The sequence below is a fragment of the Metabacillus sp. KJ11-3 genome (genome assembly GCF_055808295.1).
In genome coordinates this window covers 125,742-144,411 of record NZ_JBVVRS010000004.1, presented here as the reverse complement: position 1 = coordinate 144,411, position 18,670 = coordinate 125,742, and the positions used below count along the sequence as shown (strand labels likewise).

The following is an 18,670-nucleotide window of genomic DNA, read 5'->3' as shown; positions in this document are numbered from 1 at the left end:
TAAAACTTTTATTGTATTAATACCAAAACTTTGTGCAGTTTTTAAGGACTTTTTTTAAAAAAATTAAAAAACATGTATTCTTAATCAGTTAAAATAAGCAGTACTTTTTCTCTAAATCCTTCAATAATTGGTACAAAAAATCCTAAAGTTAGTTAACTTTAGGATTTTTGTTTTATTTTAAATAAGTCATTGGGTTTACAGGATTCTTCCAGGCTCCATCATGGATTTCAAAATGAAGATGTTTACCAGTTGATTGACCAGTGTTACCCATGTATCCAATTTGTTGTCCTTGGCTGACCGTTTGACCGCTACTTACTAATCGAGAATCCATATGTGCATAAACTGTAGTAAAAACTTTTCCATCAATGTTGTGAGAGATAAAAACAGCGTTCCCGTAGCTAGTTGAATAGTATGAACGTATTACAGTTCCAGCTGCAGATGCATAAATTGGTACATCTGCTGCGCTATTTGCTATATCAATCCCACCATGCAATTTGCCCCAACGTTGACCATATCCAGATGTGAATGACCCTTGTGCTGGCCATATAAAACTATTACTTGTTGCGGGTTCAGATGCTTCATTAGAAACTTGTTCTGATTTGGATGGGCTTGGTTTACTTGGTGTTTGCTCCGAATCAGAAGTACTTGATTTACTAGACGCTTGTACTGATTCTGAAGTGCTTTTTGGACTAGAAGTTTGCTTTGGTTCGGAAGTATTTACCGAACTTTTATTTGATTTCTTCAAGGAAGTTGCCAATTCTGCTTCTTTTTGTTCCTTTAGTTCTTTTAATTTCTGTAGACGTTCCATTTCTTTTTGAATTGCAACTTCTTGTTCAGCCAGAAATGCCTCTTCATCTTCTAAGTCATAAAGAGTTGATTCTGCTTTTTCATGATCAACATTCACTTGAGCTAATAATTTATCTTTTTCATCAATTTGTGTGCTTAATTGCTTCTTTAATAGCTCCTGATTATTTAATGTTTTTTTCAGTTTATTTAAATTAGCATTTAAATCTTCCTCGTTTTGATTTAGTAGTTTTCTATCTTTTTCATGAGCTAAAATGATTTCTTGATCAGCATTAACAATTGTTGTAACAACAGTTATACGACTAACCAAGTCACTAAAGTCTTGAGAACCTAGTATTACTTCCAAATAGCTTACTACCCCACCACTCTCTTGTAGAGAACGTACACGGTCTTCTAAAAGAAGAGTTCGCTCTTTAATCCTTTGTTTTATATCTCCAATTTGAACTTTTAATTTATTTATTTCTTTCTTAATATTATTGATTTCATTTTGAATCTGGCGAATTTCCCCATTTGTATCTGTCATTTGGCTATCAAGTCGTTCTATCTCAACATCAAGCTTTTTTTCTCTTCCTCTAATTTTAAAATTTCACTTTCCTTTATTTGAATATTAGATTGAACACCTGAACGTTGGTTTTGAATATCCTCTTTTTTCTTCATTAAATCTGAGTTTGCATAAACAGCATTCACATTAAAGGGTAGAATTAATGTGCTTGTTCCTATTAAAGTCACCAAGCTAAGTGACAGTACTTTCTTTCTCACCTATTATTCCTCCTACGTTATTTTTAATCTACACACCTATCAAAATGGTAAGTTATATGTATTAATGACCATGACTATGGTAAGTTTTATCTATTTTCTAAAAATAACTATAGCATCAAATTCTAACAAAATTAGACACAAAAATTATTACAATTTTATTTCAATTATTAATTTTGTAAAATATTATCGTTTTTTAGCAAATTAAATCTCTATTAAAGTTTTCAAAAAAATTAACTATTGAAATAAACAATGATAGAGAATGAACAACTTATAATTACATCACTTTTGTCCAACTTTTATTATAAAAGTACAATTAAATTTTGAAATTCTTTTAACCTACAATATTTTCTCCATAAAATCTCCATATTGTTGTTATACAATCTATTTGAAAAATCATTTGGAGGTGTCAAATATGACTAAGAGACTGATACAAACTTTTACATTCTCTCTATTCATTTTCATACTTGCTTCATGCTCTAATACAACGAATGACGTGGATCACAGTAATATGAATATGGACGAGGAACAAGAAGTAAAAGCTGAAAATGCATCTAATAAGGATTTATTGCAGACCGTTTCAACCGAGAAGTTAGAAAAAAATGAATTTACCTTGGTTGCACAAGAACGTAAGCATACATTAGCTGAAGGAAAAGAAGTAACTGCATGGACATTTAATGGCTCTGTCCCGGGACCAGAAATTAGAGTTCAGGAAGGAGAAAATGTCAAAATAAACCTAAAAAATGAATTGAAGGATCCTGTTACAATCCATTGGCATGGTTTACCTGTTCCAAATAACATGGATGGAATCCCTGGCGTAACAATGAACGCTGTCCAACCTGGTGATAGTTTTACGTATGAGTTTCAAGCATCTGTTCCTGGAACCTATTGGTACCATTCTCATCAAGATGGAGTTAACCAATTAGACAAAGGACTTTATGGTTCATTTATTATTGAAGATAAAGGTGACAAAAAATACGATAAAGACTATATTCTAGTTTTAGATGAGTGGATGAGTAACATGGAATCAATTCAGATGGAGGATGAAAATGCAGACTCTACTAATATGGAAGGCATGGACCATAGCAACATGGATATGGGCTCTGAACCAGAGGATATGAGTGATATGGGTACAAGCGAAGATGCAAACTCTGATGAAACGACTGCTGGACATGATATGGACAGTATGTATGATACATTTACGATTAACGGGAAAAGCGGAAAGGATGTCACTCCTTTATCTGTAAAAGAGGGAGATAAAGTCAGGATTCGCTTAGTTAATGCTGGATTCATGTCACATAAAATTCACTTACATGGCCATGATTTTAAAGTTATCAGTACCGATGGTCAAGAAATAACTGATCCAGAAGTAATAAAAGATGAATTAATTACTATATCTCCAGGCGAACGTTATGATATTGAGTTTACTGCAGATAACCCTGGTGATTGGTACCTTGAATGTCATGGAGACATGGAAACTTCACAAGGAATGAAAGCATTGATTCAGTATGAGGATTTTTCGGATGAAAACGTTGATCAACCTAACGAAAAAGAAAACTTGCCAACATTTGATTTAACCTCATATGGCAAAGAAAAGAAAGCAGAATTCTCTCTTGATCAGAAATACGACTTAGAATATACAATGGATCTAAATACAGTATCAGATGAAAGCGGAGAAAAATATACAATTAATAATAAAACCTATCCAAACACCGAAAATATTCAGGTTAAAGAAGGGGATTTAGTAAAAGTAAAATTGGTCAATAACTCGGAAACTGATGATCATCCTATGCATTTACATGGCCACTTCTTCCAAGTGCTCAGTAAAGATGGAAACCCAATTCAAGGATCACCAATTATAAAAGATACACTGAATATAAAACCTGGAGAGGAATATGTTGTAGCATTTAAAGCAGACAATCCTGGAAACTGGATGTTCCACTGTCATGATTTACATCATGCTACTGCGGGAATGGTAACACAAGTAACTTATGAAGGATTTAAACCTGAATTTACACCTGACCCTAATGCTAATAATAAACCAGAATAAATAAAAAAGTACAAAGCGATTTAGATTGCTTTGTACTTTTTCAATGAAGTTATGCACCTGTTTAATAAATTTACATATTTAAAATTTTATAAATCAGATGATTATTAGTCCAACTTGCTCAGAATAAGTAAATGTTTTTGTTGATGCACACAATGTTAATAAACGGTTAAACCATTCTCCATTGAATTTTCTTCGATTAAATTGATAGCAAAATTCATCTAAATGAAGCCTAGAGTTAAGTCCGAGGAACGTTCCACCAACAAACACCTTTGCATTTGAAATAACAGTGTGTAACTAGTGTAAATGGTCTAGACTTTCTTTGGCATTATAGACTTGACACTCGTGCTTAAAATCAGCCCCATCAAGTGCTCGATAGAATGATAGGCATCGTACTAATTAATCGTTGAATCCGATTGGATACTTTTCTAGGCAAAGATTAATCAAGGTTTTCCCTTTAATATTAGGGAATACTTCCATTTTTAGAAAAAGAAGATGTCCCTTTTGGTTTTAGGATAACCCTCATTTCAAAATATGCGACGTGACCGCATTTTCTCACAACAATAGCCATTTGACCACTTCAATAAAAATAGATGGTAATGACAAGCACTTCGGTCGGCATTTGAGTAAACTACAATCAATATAATTATAATATGTTTAGACACCCTAAATTTACTATGTGATGGAGGGATAACTTGATTACTACATTTATGAATCTTGACCCTGTCTGGCAGGCTCTAATTGGGACTTTATTTACTTGGGGTATGACAGCTTTAGGTGCTGCATTAGTATTTACTACAAAAAATGTTAACGATAAATTCCTTGATAGTATGTTAGGCTTTGCTGGAGGAGTTATGATTGCAGCTAGTTTTTGGTCACTCCTCTCTCCGGCTATTTTAAGGTAGTAATTGCTAAGTTATTATAAAACTCTGGATGCATCTCTAAGCTAATTTCTCTATAATCTTGAAAGTTCTCATAACTGTTAAAATAGTTTAATAAGGTTATAAATTGTACGAGGTTATCTGCATATATCCCTGAGTAAGACTTAAACCAAGAATTATTCATTTGTATTATTATTTTATACATTTTTATATACAGTACAAATTGATTGCTATTTATATCAAACCATTCTTTTGGCAATAATTTCTTAGATGTAGCTTCTTTTATATTTTTATAAGCTAAGTCTTCTTCTAACATTTTAATAAACTTGGAGATAATACCAGCTAGCATATCAGCTATCTGTATACCAATGTGATTTTTTGAATCATCTTCAATGACATTCTTAATGTTCATTTTTCTTGCGGCAACTAAGGTTTTGCTATCTTCATTTTTATTTCCTTCTTTATCTAAAATAAGTTGATATTTTTTGATTCCGTTCTCATCTACATATTTCTTAAAACCATCAAATGAAATTGTATATTCCCAATCAATCTTAAAATCTTTATTGTAATCATTTAATATAACTACTATATCATTGAACATGCTATTTTCTTTTTCTTTGAGAGTAATATTTAAGTTATTTGCATTTATCCGCTCTTGAAAAAAATTTTTTAGCTCTCGAACAATATCTCCATCATTATAAATTGCTTCAATTAAGTTTTGAGGTTTATAGAGGGAAACTGATTTAGAAATTGAATATCTCAATTTATCCATATCTATCAATAAGCTATTCTCATAATTCCCGAAAATTTGATTAGTTATGTACTCAATCTTATTAAGTACAGAAAAGTAAAGTAAAATATCTTCATCTATCAAATCTAAGAAATCATTTAAGAACGAAATATTGTGCTTGTTAATAGAAGCAAAGCCATACTTCAATTTTATAGAGGTACTTTTTAATTCATTATTAACCAACCTTGATTGGTATTTATTCTTGAAATTATTAAACTCTTGCTCAATATCGCTTTTTCGCTCATTTACATAACCAATAATTACAGAAATAAAATTATTAGAGTAGTTACCAGCTTGGATTGTTTTTTGATTTATTTTCCTACTATGTTCAGATTCATCATAATAAAATGTGTAACCTTTCTGATTTTCATTTCCAGTAATGTTCATTCACATCTCCCCTTCAAATCTGTCATTGATAAATATAGTACCAGACTTTGACTTAATGCGGTTATTAATATAAATATGCGTCCTAAAAACAGTTGAATTCCGCTGGTCTTTAGGCTCAGTTTAGCATATTAAACATTGATTTTTCTTACTTTATTTACTAATCCTTATACAAAATAAGCTTTTAGATATCAGGAATGTGTAATTGCCATACTAAAGTGAACATATCGTGCTCGATAGAATAGAGTTCTTTCTGCCAAAATAATTATATATCTGGTAGAAGAGGTATTCAGAATATGGGAAGTTTAGAGTGTGTTTATGAATTATATCCGCAATGAAAAACAAGCTACCTCATATACATGAGATAGCCTGCTTGATTTTTAATTGTATTGTAACGTTTATCGTTTTGAGAAATATATACTTATAAATTTCAAGTATGTCTAATCCATAAAATCACCATTATCAACATTCCACGCAACCATTTGTGGATGAAAATGTATAAAAAAGTATCAGAAATGATATTACTTGAACCAATTTGAACCAACATAATAGATGTTAGTTGAATACATGTTTCCAATAATTTTTATCAAACGTTTAATTTCTAAAGGGTCTATCATTTTCAGAGAGCGTAACTATAACATTTGATGTTTTTATTAACTCATTACTTCGAATCTTTTCTTTTAGAACTGCTACAATGTATTGGCATTCTATAGAATTTACTATATTGATGATCGCATTTAGAGCTACTTGATCAATAGTTTCTATTACATCGTGCACTATAAAATTCGGGACTTTTTTCCCCAACTCCTTAGCTAATTGTTGATAAGCTAAATCAAATGCAGTAATAATAGATTTCCTTGTACCCGTACTTAATCCCTTTTTCACATGGTCAATACCAAATGGAAAGCCTTCTTCTGTTTTATAGAGCATAAAAGGTTCTCCATTAGTCTTTTCACTATATTGAGAAAAATATTTATTAAAAAGAGTTAATGCATCTTCTTTAACATCAGCCCCATCTTCAGTTTTCTCTAAATCTTTAAGAAGTTCGGCTACACGATTTTCTAAAAGATTATAAGTTGACCTAATACTCTTATTACTCCCTAGCTCTTCATTATATTCTGCTAGTTTATTCTGCAATAAAGTATACTGATCAATTTTATTTTCTTCTATTAACATTATTATATTTTTATGTTTTTCAAAAAGTCGGTTTTTACTTTCTTCAAGAAAAACGATTTTTTCATCTATCTTTTCCAATTGAGAATTAAAATATCTTATTTTGTTTTGCACCAGTTCATCGTTAAACTTTACTAGATCTTCAAATTCTTTATGTAATTTACCTAGTGCTTCTTGAGTTGAATTATATAAATTTCTTAAAACTTCCTTGTCAATGCCATTATTTATTTCCTGCTCGGCATCAGTAAGAATTTCTATAATCCTTTTTCTTTTAAATAAAAGTTCATCAATCCGATCCTTATAATTCGCATATTCAATTTTTATTTCAGATATCTTCTCTTCATTTTCTTTGAATTTTCTCGAATTCACTAACGTTCCCATTTGATCATTTAATTCATCGATAGTCGATTCCAATAGAATTACCTTTTGATTAATACTGTCTATAGATTTAAAATTATTTATAGACATGAAGTTTTTTATTTCTTTGTTTTTCTCTGCAATTTCTTTTCTCAAATCCAAAATGTAGTTACTTACTTCCTGGTCTTGCAACTCAAAAAGGTACGAATAGATATTCTCGTAAGTTGCATCATTAGTTCTATCCAAGAATTTAAGGAATTTATTATTATCTGCTCGCTGATCTATTCTCACAAACATATTAATTAACTGCCTAAATGTAGGGGAATTAGCTATATTAGAAAACAATATCACATTAAGTTGTTGCCAATAATCATTTTGATTCTTTTCTATTCCATTGATATACCTTTTACCTCGTGGATAAAGATCCACTGAAAGGATATAGTCCGTTGAATTTTCCTCGTCAAAAGAATCAGCAATAATCAACTCAACATTAATCTTTTTCTCAATAATATAGTTTTTTAATTTCTCATTTGTTTGCTTTGTTTCGTCATCATAATAAACAAACTTCCTTTGCTTTGCTCCAAAACATATATCAATCAATTTTAAAATAGTCGTTTTCCCAACACTATTACCTTTTTCCTGATCTTTTCCCGCATCAACAATAAAATTCATTCCTTTAGCAAAAGGAATTTCTCTAATGATTTTTTCAGCTGGAATTGTTTCTTTAATGGTTAAACGCCTTATAAACACTTTAGAAATCCCTCCTTACTAATTGAAATTTTATCTATTAGAAAAAGAAAATCTAATGAAAGTAAATAGATGGAGTATTCAAGTGACTCGTTGTACCGCTCTTTTAAAATTCCGTATAAATCCTCAATATTATACTTGTTAGACGAAATAACTTCCATTATACATGCAGCGTTGTAGTAGACAGTATCTTTAGGATTTGAATCTCTGTCGATAATCATCTTAACCTTCACCCTTAGGTACTGGCTTTAAAAGTTTACATTTAGTAAACGCATAGAACATTATCAGATAAATAGCTTCATCGACTTCTTCATCTAACAAGTCACTTTCACCTATTAACGCACTATAACAAACCTCTTCTTTGAGGCGACGAAACACTTGTTCAATTACGTAGTCGCCATCAAGTTTTTCTTGTTTCCTTACCTTTTCAACTTCTAAATAGACCGTACGAATTTTCTTTACCATTATTGTCTTTTTCAAATAACTATGTAAAACCTTTGAAACTTCATTATAACCGTCCGAATAATTATCGAAAACTTCTATATAAAGGTCAACTTTATTATACTCAAATTTCTCCATCCAATCAGAATTTGTTTGGACAGAGTATTCATCGTCATATTCGATATCAAGCTCTGCAATTGTTTTACAAACATCAAAGATAGCACTCCGATTTAATATTCTGGGAGTCTGGCTACCGATATTAAAGGTTTTAAGGGTATTATTATCACCAACAATTGAAGTTCCATTATCTCCACTTCTAGCATTACTACCTAAAACCTTCATTTCCCACCACGAACATTATTCCCATCTCCAATAATACTGGTTCCTTTTTTTCCTGAAATTGCTTTTTTACTAGAAAATACATCTTTTTTCGATGAATCTAATGTGATATTTAATTCCTGCTTCAAATATTGTTCAATTTCTTTATTTTTAGCAGATACCTTTTTTGAAAAGATAATTGAACTAATAGATAAAATTGAAGCAATAATTCCTAATACTAGATTTATAGTTACCATTATTAAACCTCCAATAATTCAAATATCTTATATTCTATCATAAAAGGCATAAAATGGTTGGGATTAAAACCCAAAATAGTTATATTTAACAATCATAAAGGTTATAACAAACATCGAGTTGAGAGTAGTACTAAAGGCAATAACACCGTAACTAAAGCAAGTAAATATATTGATGATTGACCTAACATAATTTTGAAGCCGCTCGCGGGGAAAATCCACCTAAGCCAAACAAAGCTTTATCTATTACAGATTTTAAAAAGCTTCGAAATTATGTTTTACACCATCCAGAAGATGAATTTAACATACTTGTATTAGTTGCATTAGAAACAGGCATTCGACGTGGAGAACTACTAGCAATTTGAGCAGAGAGCCTTTATGAATTCGGAATAAAAGTTAGACATTCAATTAGTCCTACTTCTGATGATACTTCATTAAAGACACAAAATGCAAAACGTGATGTTTCTATAAAAAAAGAAGTTTTTGACCTTATTAGTAAAATTCTCGTTAAAGAGAATGATTATATTTTCGGCTTTGCCGGCTTTGAACAATCCGAACTGTTAGCCGAATTATTAACTGGATTAAACATTGATAAAACTACTTTCCATGGTTTAAGGGATACACATGCATCATTTTTATTTGCTCAAGATATAGATATTGCTTATGTATCAAAACGGTTAGGACACATAAACATACAAACAACACAAAATTATTATCTGGAATTAATGCCAGAAAAAAGCACCAGCAAGATGCCGATGCTTTAAATCTGTTAAATTCTTTATGAGGTTTAAGCTGATTTGAACCAACTTGAACCAAAAAACCTTTGTAAACCTTGATATAATAAGGCTTTTGATTAACGTTTTGAGAACTGAGGCGCACGCCGAGCACCTTTAAGACCGCATTTTTTATGTTCTTTCAAAAATGGAGTTAACCACCAATATATAGAAATAGATAAACCACTTTAAATCAGCATTTTAACCGTTTTTGTTTGTAGGGAGTATAACCGATTATCCGTAAGGGTATTCAAAAAGGTATTTTTAAAAATACGTTGGCAGGCTATATACAGGAAACATTTTTGATTTATTTGTTGTTCAGATTTCTGCTGTTTATATGGTTTATATCGCATTTAATATGAAATGGTCAATTTCCTTGGATTGTGTATAAACACCCATTAAAGAAATTTCACATAGTATATAGTATTATCCCCCTGTGAAAGTGGGGTGATCTCATGTCATTTATTTTAATTACAGCAATATTAGATTTAGTGGTTCAAGTGTTAGCTCATATAATTATCAAGAAATATTTCTAATCAAAACGGAGGGTTTAACCTGTCATACCAATTTACAATTTAATTAGTTGACAGTCTGATAAAGCTAAACTAATCTATTTTTCATCAAGAGCTTTTCATTACTGATATAACCTTCGCGAAACCTTTATACATAAACGTTTCAATATAAGTAACTTTGCTAAAATTGGTTCTATTTTAATGCGAACAACACTGATATTTGGACTATTTTTTAACTTTTGTACTTCTGAATCGAACTCGTTAGACTCACCAGCCCCGTCTTTTAAACCATTTTATTTATATCTACTACTTTAACCTTACCTTCAAAGTCTTTTTTAATTTCCGTTGGCATATCAAATTTTTCTCTTGTTTCGAGCATGTTTACAGTAATTAGATCGCCTTCCCTGCTAACTTGTCCCTTAAAGTAATAATAGGTGTTCTCAATTAATATAACTTGGGAGACGATCATTTGATTCACTGTCATTTGATTAAAGAACCTCTGTATATTAATCCTTTGTTGTTCTTCTAAGCTTAATTCCAATTCTTTTGGCAAGGTTTCATTGACTGGCGGCAAAATATGTACACTTAGATAAACCTCATAGCCCGTAGCTTCAATGAACAAAAGAGAGGAACAGTTGAAGATGCCATACTCACTGTCAATTTTTACTTTTGCATAAGGAGCATTACCCGATATTAAAAAGTGCCAAGTTGCATTGTTCATGTTTAACAATCTCTGAATATCAAAATTCTTTTCTACCAAGTTCTTTGCGTTGAATAGTTCCTTCACCGTTAGAATTTTCGTTCCCTCTTCTTCTGTATCGCTGAGATTGTTTAAAATAATTGCTAGCCTGATTGAAAAAAATAAATAATCCTGTAACAATAACCGTTAAGAACAAGGATAAATAATGGGGAGCACCTTCTTTTTCGAAAATAAAAAAGAAAGTAGAAAGACCAGCAATAACCCAAATCGGTACCAATGTCCATAAAACAATTAAGCTTGTCCGAATTGCTTTCATCAGCACTTTAGGCGTTTTACTGAAATATTCGAAGTCTACCACGTTTTGTTCAAACTCACTTGGATCGTTTCTTTTTACATTGTTTCTCATCTTCCAAATCAGCTTTTTCAACTCGGAGGTATGGTTCTGATATTGGTGGGATAAAAAAATGGTAAACACACCCAAAACAGAAAAAATACTAGCCGTCAGCCAGCTAGTATATTCCACGGTTTCATTAGCTAGAATTAACTGATTCTTTATGATTAAAAAAACTTCTATCAAGCATTCTTTCAAAATAATCACCAACTATTAGTTTTTCAATTACGTTCATTCTTTCCTTATCTGTACGCATAAGAGAGGTAGTTACTTTGTTTGTGTTTGTCTGCTTATACGTACTGGTGATAACCCCTTTCCCGTCCTGCATAATGAATGAATGAACACCCACATTCAAAGGTTTGCAATGAATGCTCAATTCCATCCTCATGTAAAGAATAACGAAGTCCAGCAGTTGTTCATTGCGCGTGAAGACGACCAACAAGTTTTTATTCTTATCCAACCAAATGGCTCCTTCATCAAAATCGAGGGAATGCTGACTCGTGACATAATAGGAGAAGGAGTAGCAATCAAACCCACCTATTTGTTTGGTAAAGGTAGATCGGAAGGTGATGCTCTCCATTCTTATGTCGAGATCGAGGCAATGTTCCATTTGGAATAGATAAAAACCATTACTATACTTCACAATGAATCACCCCTCTGTTAAATAACTATTGATCACGTCCAATACTTTCGTTTTTTCTGGTATGGAAAGAGTCAGCTGATTGATATCTTCTTTTACTTTGCCCAAAACACTCGTTAAAAAGGCAGAATCACGAACCTTAGCTCTTGCAATGATTTCTTTAATATTCGCATCTACTTCCTGTTCTCGGTATTGCTTATTCAGTGAGTCATTCAGTGTTTTGATCAAATGGCGGTTAATAAGAGCTATGTTCAACGTATTTTGCAGGTTGGAATATTGAAATTTGATGGTGGCTTGAAAATCAATCGATACATTGACCACTTCGATGGAGTTTTCTCCCGTTTTAAACCGTATTTGGAAACGAACAGATTTGATTAAGTCGCCGAGCCTGACGCGGTCTCCCACTTCATAGCTGTCCAATAAATTGTTCCCGCTGAGTCGAACAGAACGCACCTTTTTCTCTTGGTTTTTATTCGCAAAAGCAACACTTAAATAGTCGTTAATTTCGTGTCCATCCTGGTTAATGCTGCTTTCAATATAATCAAGGAGAATGATCGTTTGTTTATCCAGTTGGAATTCATTTTCAACTACCGTGCTATTTTTCTTTCTGCTGAAAGAGAAAGGCAAGAATGACTTAAAAATTCTCGTCACGTGTTTTTGGAATACCTTGTGGGTTGCGTTCGACTGGTTTCTCTCCCCACATTGTATGTAGCAAAGGTTTGTAACAGAATCAAAAACAACATCAAACGTTGTTTTACTTTCTTGTTCTCCGCGTTTTTTTGTACCGCCGAATTCCATTTCCTCTTTGTATTTCTCAAAAGTAACAGGCAATTTCAAAAGATTGTTATCAACAATGGTGACTTCCCCTGCACGCTTAATATAAACAAAGGAATCATTGTAGGACTTTTGTTCCTCAAAAGGCAAGCATGTTTCGATTTTATTTTTTAAGTTCGTCAGTGTCATTCCGTCATTTAATTCATATTCAAAGACGAAGTTAGGATAGCCTCTTGAGAATGTTTGATCCAAAACGTCAAAGATTCCAATAAGCAGATCCGTATCTACATCTTTTGTACGAAGATAATTGGCTAAATCATCCACGCTGGAAATGGGAGCTGAAACCCCATGATGCATCAGGAGATACAATCGAACCACTTCCAGCTTTTTATCAGTTTCCTTGTCCAACAAATTCTTTATTCGTTCTATTTCTGTTTCAATGTTTACAATTTCCATTGATGTTTCCACTGTTTCTTCTGCTGTTAATGAATCCATTTTTATTCCCCCTGTCCGATAGGTCATGTACTATAATTTTACCATATTATTATTTTAGCAATATCAATTTTTGTAAAAAATATGGATATTACGGTACTTTATGACTACTTTCAGTACCGCTTCAACTAAAGAACGGGTATTGGTGATCGATCCTGTGTAATCCTCCTCACTTATTTTTAATTTCATTTTTTAATCTGTTTTTCGATGAAATGTTGTTAGATCTCTTTTCACCTGCAAAACACGTCAGGGGAGTTTGAAGTGGATATCACGGAAGAAGAATATTTAATAGCCCTATTCGGAAAAAATCTCTTTCCAAATAGGGTTGTTTTTAATCATTTTGACTTGTTCTCATCACGTATTTGTTCTAACAATTTAATTATTTTTTCATATCGCTATTCTTTTTACTTTTTAATAAGTAAATCTAGCCAGTCTTGTCTTTAAACATCTGGTGATATCTTCGATCCTTTATCGTCACATAAGATGACTTTTCGTAGTCAATTTATCCAAAACATTTACACTTACTCACATCCTGTATCATGAATCAGATCATTCATAGAAAATACCTCTTCAAAATCTGATTCAAAAGACAAAATGACACCTTATTTTTAAAGTATTTACCTCTATATGGGTTACAGTTTACCTTACCAAATTTCAGATATCATTTCACATTATAGTAAAAGGTTTTAATACATTGTACGTGTTATTTTTATTATTATTTACGCCGCATTCTACAGTTTCTGCTTCAATTAACTCCGAAATTCCACGAAGGATTGAAAGCGCATTTTCTAAATTTGTTACTCTACTTTCTTAAATACTTTCAAATACAATTGGCATTATTGCTGTTAAGATAGTTAAACTAACAGCACCAATATAAAGTCTTTTGCTCCATCTTCCGTACTCTGGATGTTCCAAGAAGCGATGGAATAATTTCATTGCTAAACCAATTAAAACCATGCCTATAGCTAATAAATAACTTACATGTATTAATAGGTTTAAAAAATCAGTTACTAATAAAGCCGCTTGAGATTTATTAACTGTAAAAGCTAATATAAAGAACAACCTTAGTATTACAAAGAATACTGGAATGCCTATTAGAACACCTGTAGATCCTTTTAATACCATACCAGTCTTTGTGATTAATGCATATATCATTCTAATAATACCAAATATAAACATAATAGTTAAAATAGCAGAGATAAGGACAGTTACCAATGGAGCATTAATATTAAAATCCTTTGTTACTCCATCTAGAAATGTATTCATTTCTTTTGCTTCAACCGGACCATTTAGTCCATCATTTTTTTGCGGTACAGGTATTTCAATTGTAGCAGCAAATGCCGATGATGACCCGAATACGACTATTACAAAAAAGCATATGACTATAAAGGATAGTATTCTTTTTGTGTTAGTCATTAGCAACTTTCATTTCCTCTGGTAATTTAAATATTTGAGAAGTCAACTCCATACGAGTTTCATAGTTTATCTTTCCATTTAATACTTTGAATGTATTTAAATATTTATCACGTTTAATAATCTCCTGATCACATTTATCAATAATTACTAACCATTGTTCAAGGTATTTTTTATTTACAGTCTTTTCTTTTAACATGGATGTTAGTTGTTTTCCATCTAGTGTGATGTCAAAGATTATTTGGGACATAGCCTTTTTATTTCCTTTTACAGTAACTTCACGAACACTTGAATAACATTTCACAATGCCAGAGAGATTTTTATATAAATAACTTAGTAGGTGGATAATTCGTGAATTAATATTATAGCTGGCATTAATTTCAATTCTATTATGCTCAAAGTCTCCTTCCTCATCTACTGCAACTGTTGCTTCAAAGCCGGTTCCTATTAGATTTATAAATGGCTCTAACCACATCGTTTCAGAGCACAAAATATTTTCATAAAGATTTTCGTAGTAATCTTCTTCTAAAGCAAAGCCATAAGTTTCTACTGTGTCTATCTTAATCTGATTTTTAAAGGACCGATAAGCAAATGTTATCCTTTCTACTTTTACCTTTCTAGTTTTTAAATCAGATATTAATTCGTCTAATAATCGTTCGTTAAACAACATTTCTTTTCACCTCAGAGTTCTTATTCATATATGTATCTTGCCTTTTTGTTATAAAACAAAATACTTAAAAAATATTACTAATTTCGACAAAATGAATTATATAATACTACATAAATCTATATGTTAGGTATGTATTTTGTGAAAAGGGACATACATCACATCATATTAAAAGGTTCTTTTTACCTATTAAATTTAAATATTTCTAATATCATAGTTCAATAATAACAGACTGACTTTGAAATACCACCGCAAATTACACAATATTTTGCTATTTCCCCACAATTTTCCGTGATTTTCTATTCTCCTTAACCAATTTTATTCAATTCACCTCCTGCAAGATGATTCTCCTACTCAAAGATAAAAAAGGAAATTTACTTATTTAACTTTGAGTAGGAGGCGATCTACATAATCGCTCACCCTCGTTTTACATAGCTGCATCTGCATGATAATTGTAAAATTCATCCGGAATAATATATTCATCCGTTAGTGTATGCTCTAGTTTAAAAATGCGGTCTACCACTATATCTCCTTTTGAGCGAATTACATCAAGTTGAAGGATGTCACCAACCTGAATTTTAGCTTCCTTATTCTCTTCTATTTGAAGCCATAATCTTTGGCCGTCATTAACTAATATAGAATCTTTAACTATATCCTCTACCTTAACAACCCATTGTTGTAAGCCATCAAGTTCTTCACTAATCTTTCCAGTAACATAAGGTATGTTAACTACCTTAGAAGTTTCATTCGGAAGATTATGTATTGAGAGATACTCATCATTGAACACTCCGTTATTCAGCAAATCACCCTTTGATTCATGAGGAAACATTTCATCATAATTTGGTTCAGATGACACTTCATTATGTGTAGAGGACTCAAGGATTGAGATCTCATGTTGAAGTTGTTCGAACATCAAGTTTGACTCTTCATCAATTTCAGATAAAACACGCTCACTTGTTTCATTACCTGGTTTTGTTTCTAAAGTAATCGGTGCTGTAACAGTTTGAATAAGATTTAGGTTGTTACTCGACATTTCTTTACTTTTAACAATTGTATCTAGATCTTTTATTGAATCAAAGAACGTCAGAACTTCAACAGCCCTTTGTTCCAAGAAACGCTCAATACAATATTGTTCCAAAACAAGAAAAACAAATATCATTGATTCAATTATTGGCAAATACACTTTTTATCCTCCTAGTAATCTATTTAATGAGACTAAACTCAATTTACCATCAGCCTTTTATTGGACATATATAAACCGAACAAACTATGCCCAATAAAAACAAATGGAACTATTCATTATTACCTCAACAAATTATATTGTTTTTTAAACACAAAAAAGCCTTTGGGTATATATGTACACAATTAATGTGTAATAAATATACCCAAAGGCATCATAAGTATAGTAAAAAATCCCGCTAATCCAAGATGGATTGCAATAAAAAAGTAAACATAAGTAAATATAGGACAATTATACCTGTTTTTGTAGAATTCGACAAGATAAAGAAATATACGAATTAATATGAATAGTTTTATTTATATTTTAAAGAAGTATTTATTAAAAACTTGTATTTATTCGTATTCAAATTTCGAACCCTCTACTATTCAAAGTTTTAACCCTATTACCTTATTCAAATTCCAATACCTACTATTCAAAATTTGAATGGTATATTTTCTGTGGATAACTCTTATGATTTACGCCATTCAAAATTTGAATCCTAGTACCATTAAAATTTTGAGCCCTACTATTCAAATTCATAAATCTACTACTCTAATTTTGAATCCTCCTATCCAATTTTTAAATAGTATGTATAGTTTAATCATAAGAAGCAAAAAAACTTGGAATCCGCCCCCAAGTTTTTTCATTTTACATATTTAATTTAATAATTATAAAGTTAATACAACAAGTTCTGGTCTAATAAATATTCTTAAAGGAATAATACTACTTCCATATACTCTGTTAACGAATATAGAATAAAATCACTGACAAATGCAATAATCGTTATTAAAGATCTTCTTTTTCTCATTTTCAACCTATCCCCTCCAGGATGTTAACTCTAATCCATATCAAACAAGGGGATTGAAATAAACTGCTAATAGGTTTTAAAAGTGTGTAGGAAGTAAAAAAACGGCCAGCTATGCTAACCGTTATTATAAGTAAAATATTGTATATCTTTACAATGATAATCTATATTTTCGATATTCTCTTTTATGAGCTGGTGATATCTAGTTTGTAACCAATCCTTTTGGAACTCGTTAGCGGAATAGATATGATAAGTATTTTCTTCCCTAATACAATATGTAGATTTAAACCATGTTTCAAATGAAGGCTTCGATATTTTGTCTTTAATGTTATTTTTAACGCTTTCCCATACTAGGATATCTTGTTCTGTCAGATTTTTAGGTAATTTAGGTTGTTGAATAATGGTCTGAGATTTTATCATTTCTTTTTGTTGACTCTCATTTTTGATTACCTTTGACCGTTTTAATAATTCACTATATATTTCTTCATAGCTTAAATATTCCATGAGATTGACTTCTTCTGATTGAGAAAGCATGTTTTTTACATACTCATCATGATCTTTCTTAAGAGCTTTCGGTAATCCTTTTTGCTCTTTTTTAAGAGCCTGTTTAATATGAGGATCCGTACTTTCTTCATCGATAATAATTGTTGGATCACCATTTAACAATTTATCTGTAAGAAGTGGGATTTTTTTTCGTATTTTATAAATTGGAGATTCCTCAAGTTGATCTCTATCATTATTAATAACATTGAATTTATAGATAAATCCATACCTCTCTAGGATATCTAGGAAATTTCTAACTGTATTCAATGACTTGTCCATTTTTTGACTAATTAGTTCAAGACTAGGGAAACACCAGTCTTTTTGACCATATGCATACCTTTTTAAGTGAGCATATAAAGCTAAACCTTCAGCCTTTAGATAATATCCCCAATAATCAAATAGATAGTTATTAAGTATAGTTAACTCTCCATCTACATAAGGGATATGCCTACCATATTTGTCTAAAGAAAATTCTTTTACTTCTTTCTCTGAGAATACCCTTTTCTCTAATTCTGGGACATAATAAACCTCGATATCTGCTTCGCTATTCTTACCTTTCTTTACTCGTTGTCTTGGGAACGTCCTACCCGTTTCAACATTTCGGTAATACGCTAAATTACTATATGTGCCCTTTAGGTTTTTGCGTTTTGGGTCTTCCATTTGATATACCTCATCTTTCTACCCACTGTAGAAAACGGATATCTTACTTGAACATAAAGGTTCGGATGTGATAAAATAGAATAAATAAATCAAGTAAGAAACCCCGCCTTATGCGGTTTCAACTAGTCT

General features: G+C 31.5%; 16 protein-coding genes and 2 pseudogenes. 3 read left to right on the top strand and 15 right to left on the bottom strand.

Annotated elements, in window-relative coordinates; all coding sequences use genetic code 11:
- Window positions 1-172: 172 nt before the first annotated feature.
- Together AC0L8O_RS27570 and AC0L8O_RS27565 are read right to left on the bottom strand one after the other, a co-directional pair.
- Window positions 173-1,327: a murein hydrolase activator EnvC family protein gene (locus AC0L8O_RS27570; RefSeq protein WP_473449843.1), complete on the bottom strand. Its 1,155-nt coding sequence runs from the start codon at window positions 1,325-1,327 to the stop codon at window positions 173-175.
- Between the two features lie 17 nt (window positions 1,328-1,344).
- Entirely contained in the window at window positions 1,345-1,563 is a 219-nt protein-coding gene (locus AC0L8O_RS27565; RefSeq protein ID WP_473449841.1) for a hypothetical protein, read from the bottom strand.
- Window positions 1,564-1,975: 412 nt separating this feature from the next.
- On the opposite strand from AC0L8O_RS27565, the gene AC0L8O_RS27560 reads away from it, so the two are divergent.
- Both AC0L8O_RS27560 and AC0L8O_RS27555 read left to right on the top strand, forming a co-directional pair.
- Window positions 1,976-3,610 carry a multicopper oxidase family protein gene (locus AC0L8O_RS27560; protein ID WP_251683097.1) on the top strand — a complete coding sequence of 545 codons (1,635 nt, stop codon included), beginning with the start codon at window positions 1,976-1,978 and terminating at the stop codon, window positions 3,608-3,610.
- A 692-nt stretch (window positions 3,611-4,302) separates the two neighbouring features.
- Window positions 4,303-4,503 (top strand): annotated as a pseudogene (locus AC0L8O_RS27555) (ZIP family metal transporter); the annotation flags it as partial.
- Here the strand turns inward: AC0L8O_RS27555 and AC0L8O_RS27550 are convergent.
- From AC0L8O_RS27550 to AC0L8O_RS27530, 5 genes are all read right to left on the bottom strand, one after another.
- Window positions 4,499-5,665 carry a DUF3800 domain-containing protein gene (locus AC0L8O_RS27550; protein ID WP_473449839.1) on the bottom strand — a complete coding sequence of 389 codons (1,167 nt, stop codon included), beginning with the start codon at window positions 5,663-5,665 and terminating at the stop codon, window positions 4,499-4,501. The pseudogene AC0L8O_RS27555 and the gene AC0L8O_RS27550 sit on opposite strands and share 5 nt — an antisense overlap.
- Before the next feature lie 591 nt (window positions 5,666-6,256).
- The gene (locus AC0L8O_RS27545) at window positions 6,257-7,942 is read right to left on the bottom strand and encodes a hypothetical protein (protein ID WP_251683068.1); all 1,686 of its coding nucleotides are present in this window, start codon (window positions 7,940-7,942) and stop codon (window positions 6,257-6,259) included.
- The gene (locus AC0L8O_RS27540) at window positions 7,933-8,160 is read right to left on the bottom strand and encodes an ABC-three component system middle component 6 (protein WP_251683067.1); all 228 of its coding nucleotides are present in this window, start codon (window positions 8,158-8,160) and stop codon (window positions 7,933-7,935) included. The genes AC0L8O_RS27545 and AC0L8O_RS27540 overlap by 10 nt, the downstream gene beginning before the upstream one ends.
- A gap of 1 nt (window position 8,161) precedes the next feature.
- Window positions 8,162-8,722, bottom strand: coding sequence for a hypothetical protein (locus AC0L8O_RS27535; RefSeq protein WP_251683066.1), 561 nt, complete (start codon window positions 8,720-8,722; stop codon window positions 8,162-8,164).
- Entirely contained in the window at window positions 8,719-8,955 is a 237-nt protein-coding gene (locus AC0L8O_RS27530; protein WP_251683065.1) for a hypothetical protein, read from the bottom strand. The genes AC0L8O_RS27535 and AC0L8O_RS27530 overlap by 4 nt, the downstream gene beginning before the upstream one ends.
- 203 nt (window positions 8,956-9,158) lie before the next feature.
- Between AC0L8O_RS27530 and AC0L8O_RS27525 the strand changes: the two are divergent.
- Window positions 9,159-9,736, top strand: a pseudogene (locus AC0L8O_RS27525) (site-specific integrase); the annotation flags it as partial.
- A gap of 784 nt (window positions 9,737-10,520) precedes the next feature.
- Here the strand turns inward: AC0L8O_RS27525 and AC0L8O_RS27520 are convergent.
- The 8 genes from AC0L8O_RS27520 to AC0L8O_RS27485 all read right to left on the bottom strand — a co-directional run bounded on the left by AC0L8O_RS27520 (window position 10,521) and on the right by AC0L8O_RS27485 (window position 18,541).
- A complete protein-coding gene (locus AC0L8O_RS27520) occupies window positions 10,521-10,958 on the bottom strand; it encodes a hypothetical protein (protein ID WP_473449837.1) in 438 nt (145 codons plus the stop codon).
- 19 nt (window positions 10,959-10,977) lie between these two features.
- Window positions 10,978-11,343 (bottom strand): hypothetical protein, encoded by a 366-nt coding sequence (locus AC0L8O_RS27515; protein WP_473449835.1) that lies wholly within the window; start codon window positions 11,341-11,343, stop codon window positions 10,978-10,980.
- Window positions 11,344-11,467: 124 nt separating this feature from the next.
- The gene (locus AC0L8O_RS27510) at window positions 11,468-11,971 is read right to left on the bottom strand and encodes a hypothetical protein (RefSeq protein WP_251683063.1); all 504 of its coding nucleotides are present in this window, start codon (window positions 11,969-11,971) and stop codon (window positions 11,468-11,470) included.
- A gap of 6 nt (window positions 11,972-11,977) precedes the next feature.
- Window positions 11,978-13,237, bottom strand: a complete 1,260-nt coding sequence (locus tag AC0L8O_RS27505) for a hypothetical protein (RefSeq protein ID WP_445089107.1) — start codon at window positions 13,235-13,237, stop codon at window positions 11,978-11,980.
- Between the two features lie 807 nt (window positions 13,238-14,044).
- A complete protein-coding gene (locus AC0L8O_RS27500; protein WP_251683061.1) occupies window positions 14,045-14,650 on the bottom strand; it encodes a hypothetical protein in 606 nt (201 codons plus the stop codon).
- A complete protein-coding gene (locus AC0L8O_RS27495; RefSeq protein WP_251683060.1) occupies window positions 14,643-15,317 on the bottom strand; it encodes a hypothetical protein in 675 nt (224 codons plus the stop codon). Before AC0L8O_RS27495 ends, AC0L8O_RS27500 begins: the two co-directional genes overlap by 8 nt.
- Before the next feature lie 424 nt (window positions 15,318-15,741).
- Window positions 15,742-16,497: a hypothetical protein gene (locus AC0L8O_RS27490; protein ID WP_251683059.1), complete on the bottom strand. Its 756-nt coding sequence runs from the start codon at window positions 16,495-16,497 to the stop codon at window positions 15,742-15,744.
- Window positions 16,498-17,455: 958 nt separating this feature from the next.
- Window positions 17,456-18,541, bottom strand: a complete 1,086-nt coding sequence (locus tag AC0L8O_RS27485) for a DnaA N-terminal domain-containing protein (RefSeq protein WP_251683058.1) — start codon at window positions 18,539-18,541, stop codon at window positions 17,456-17,458.
- Between the last annotated feature and the right edge of the window lie 129 nt (window positions 18,542-18,670).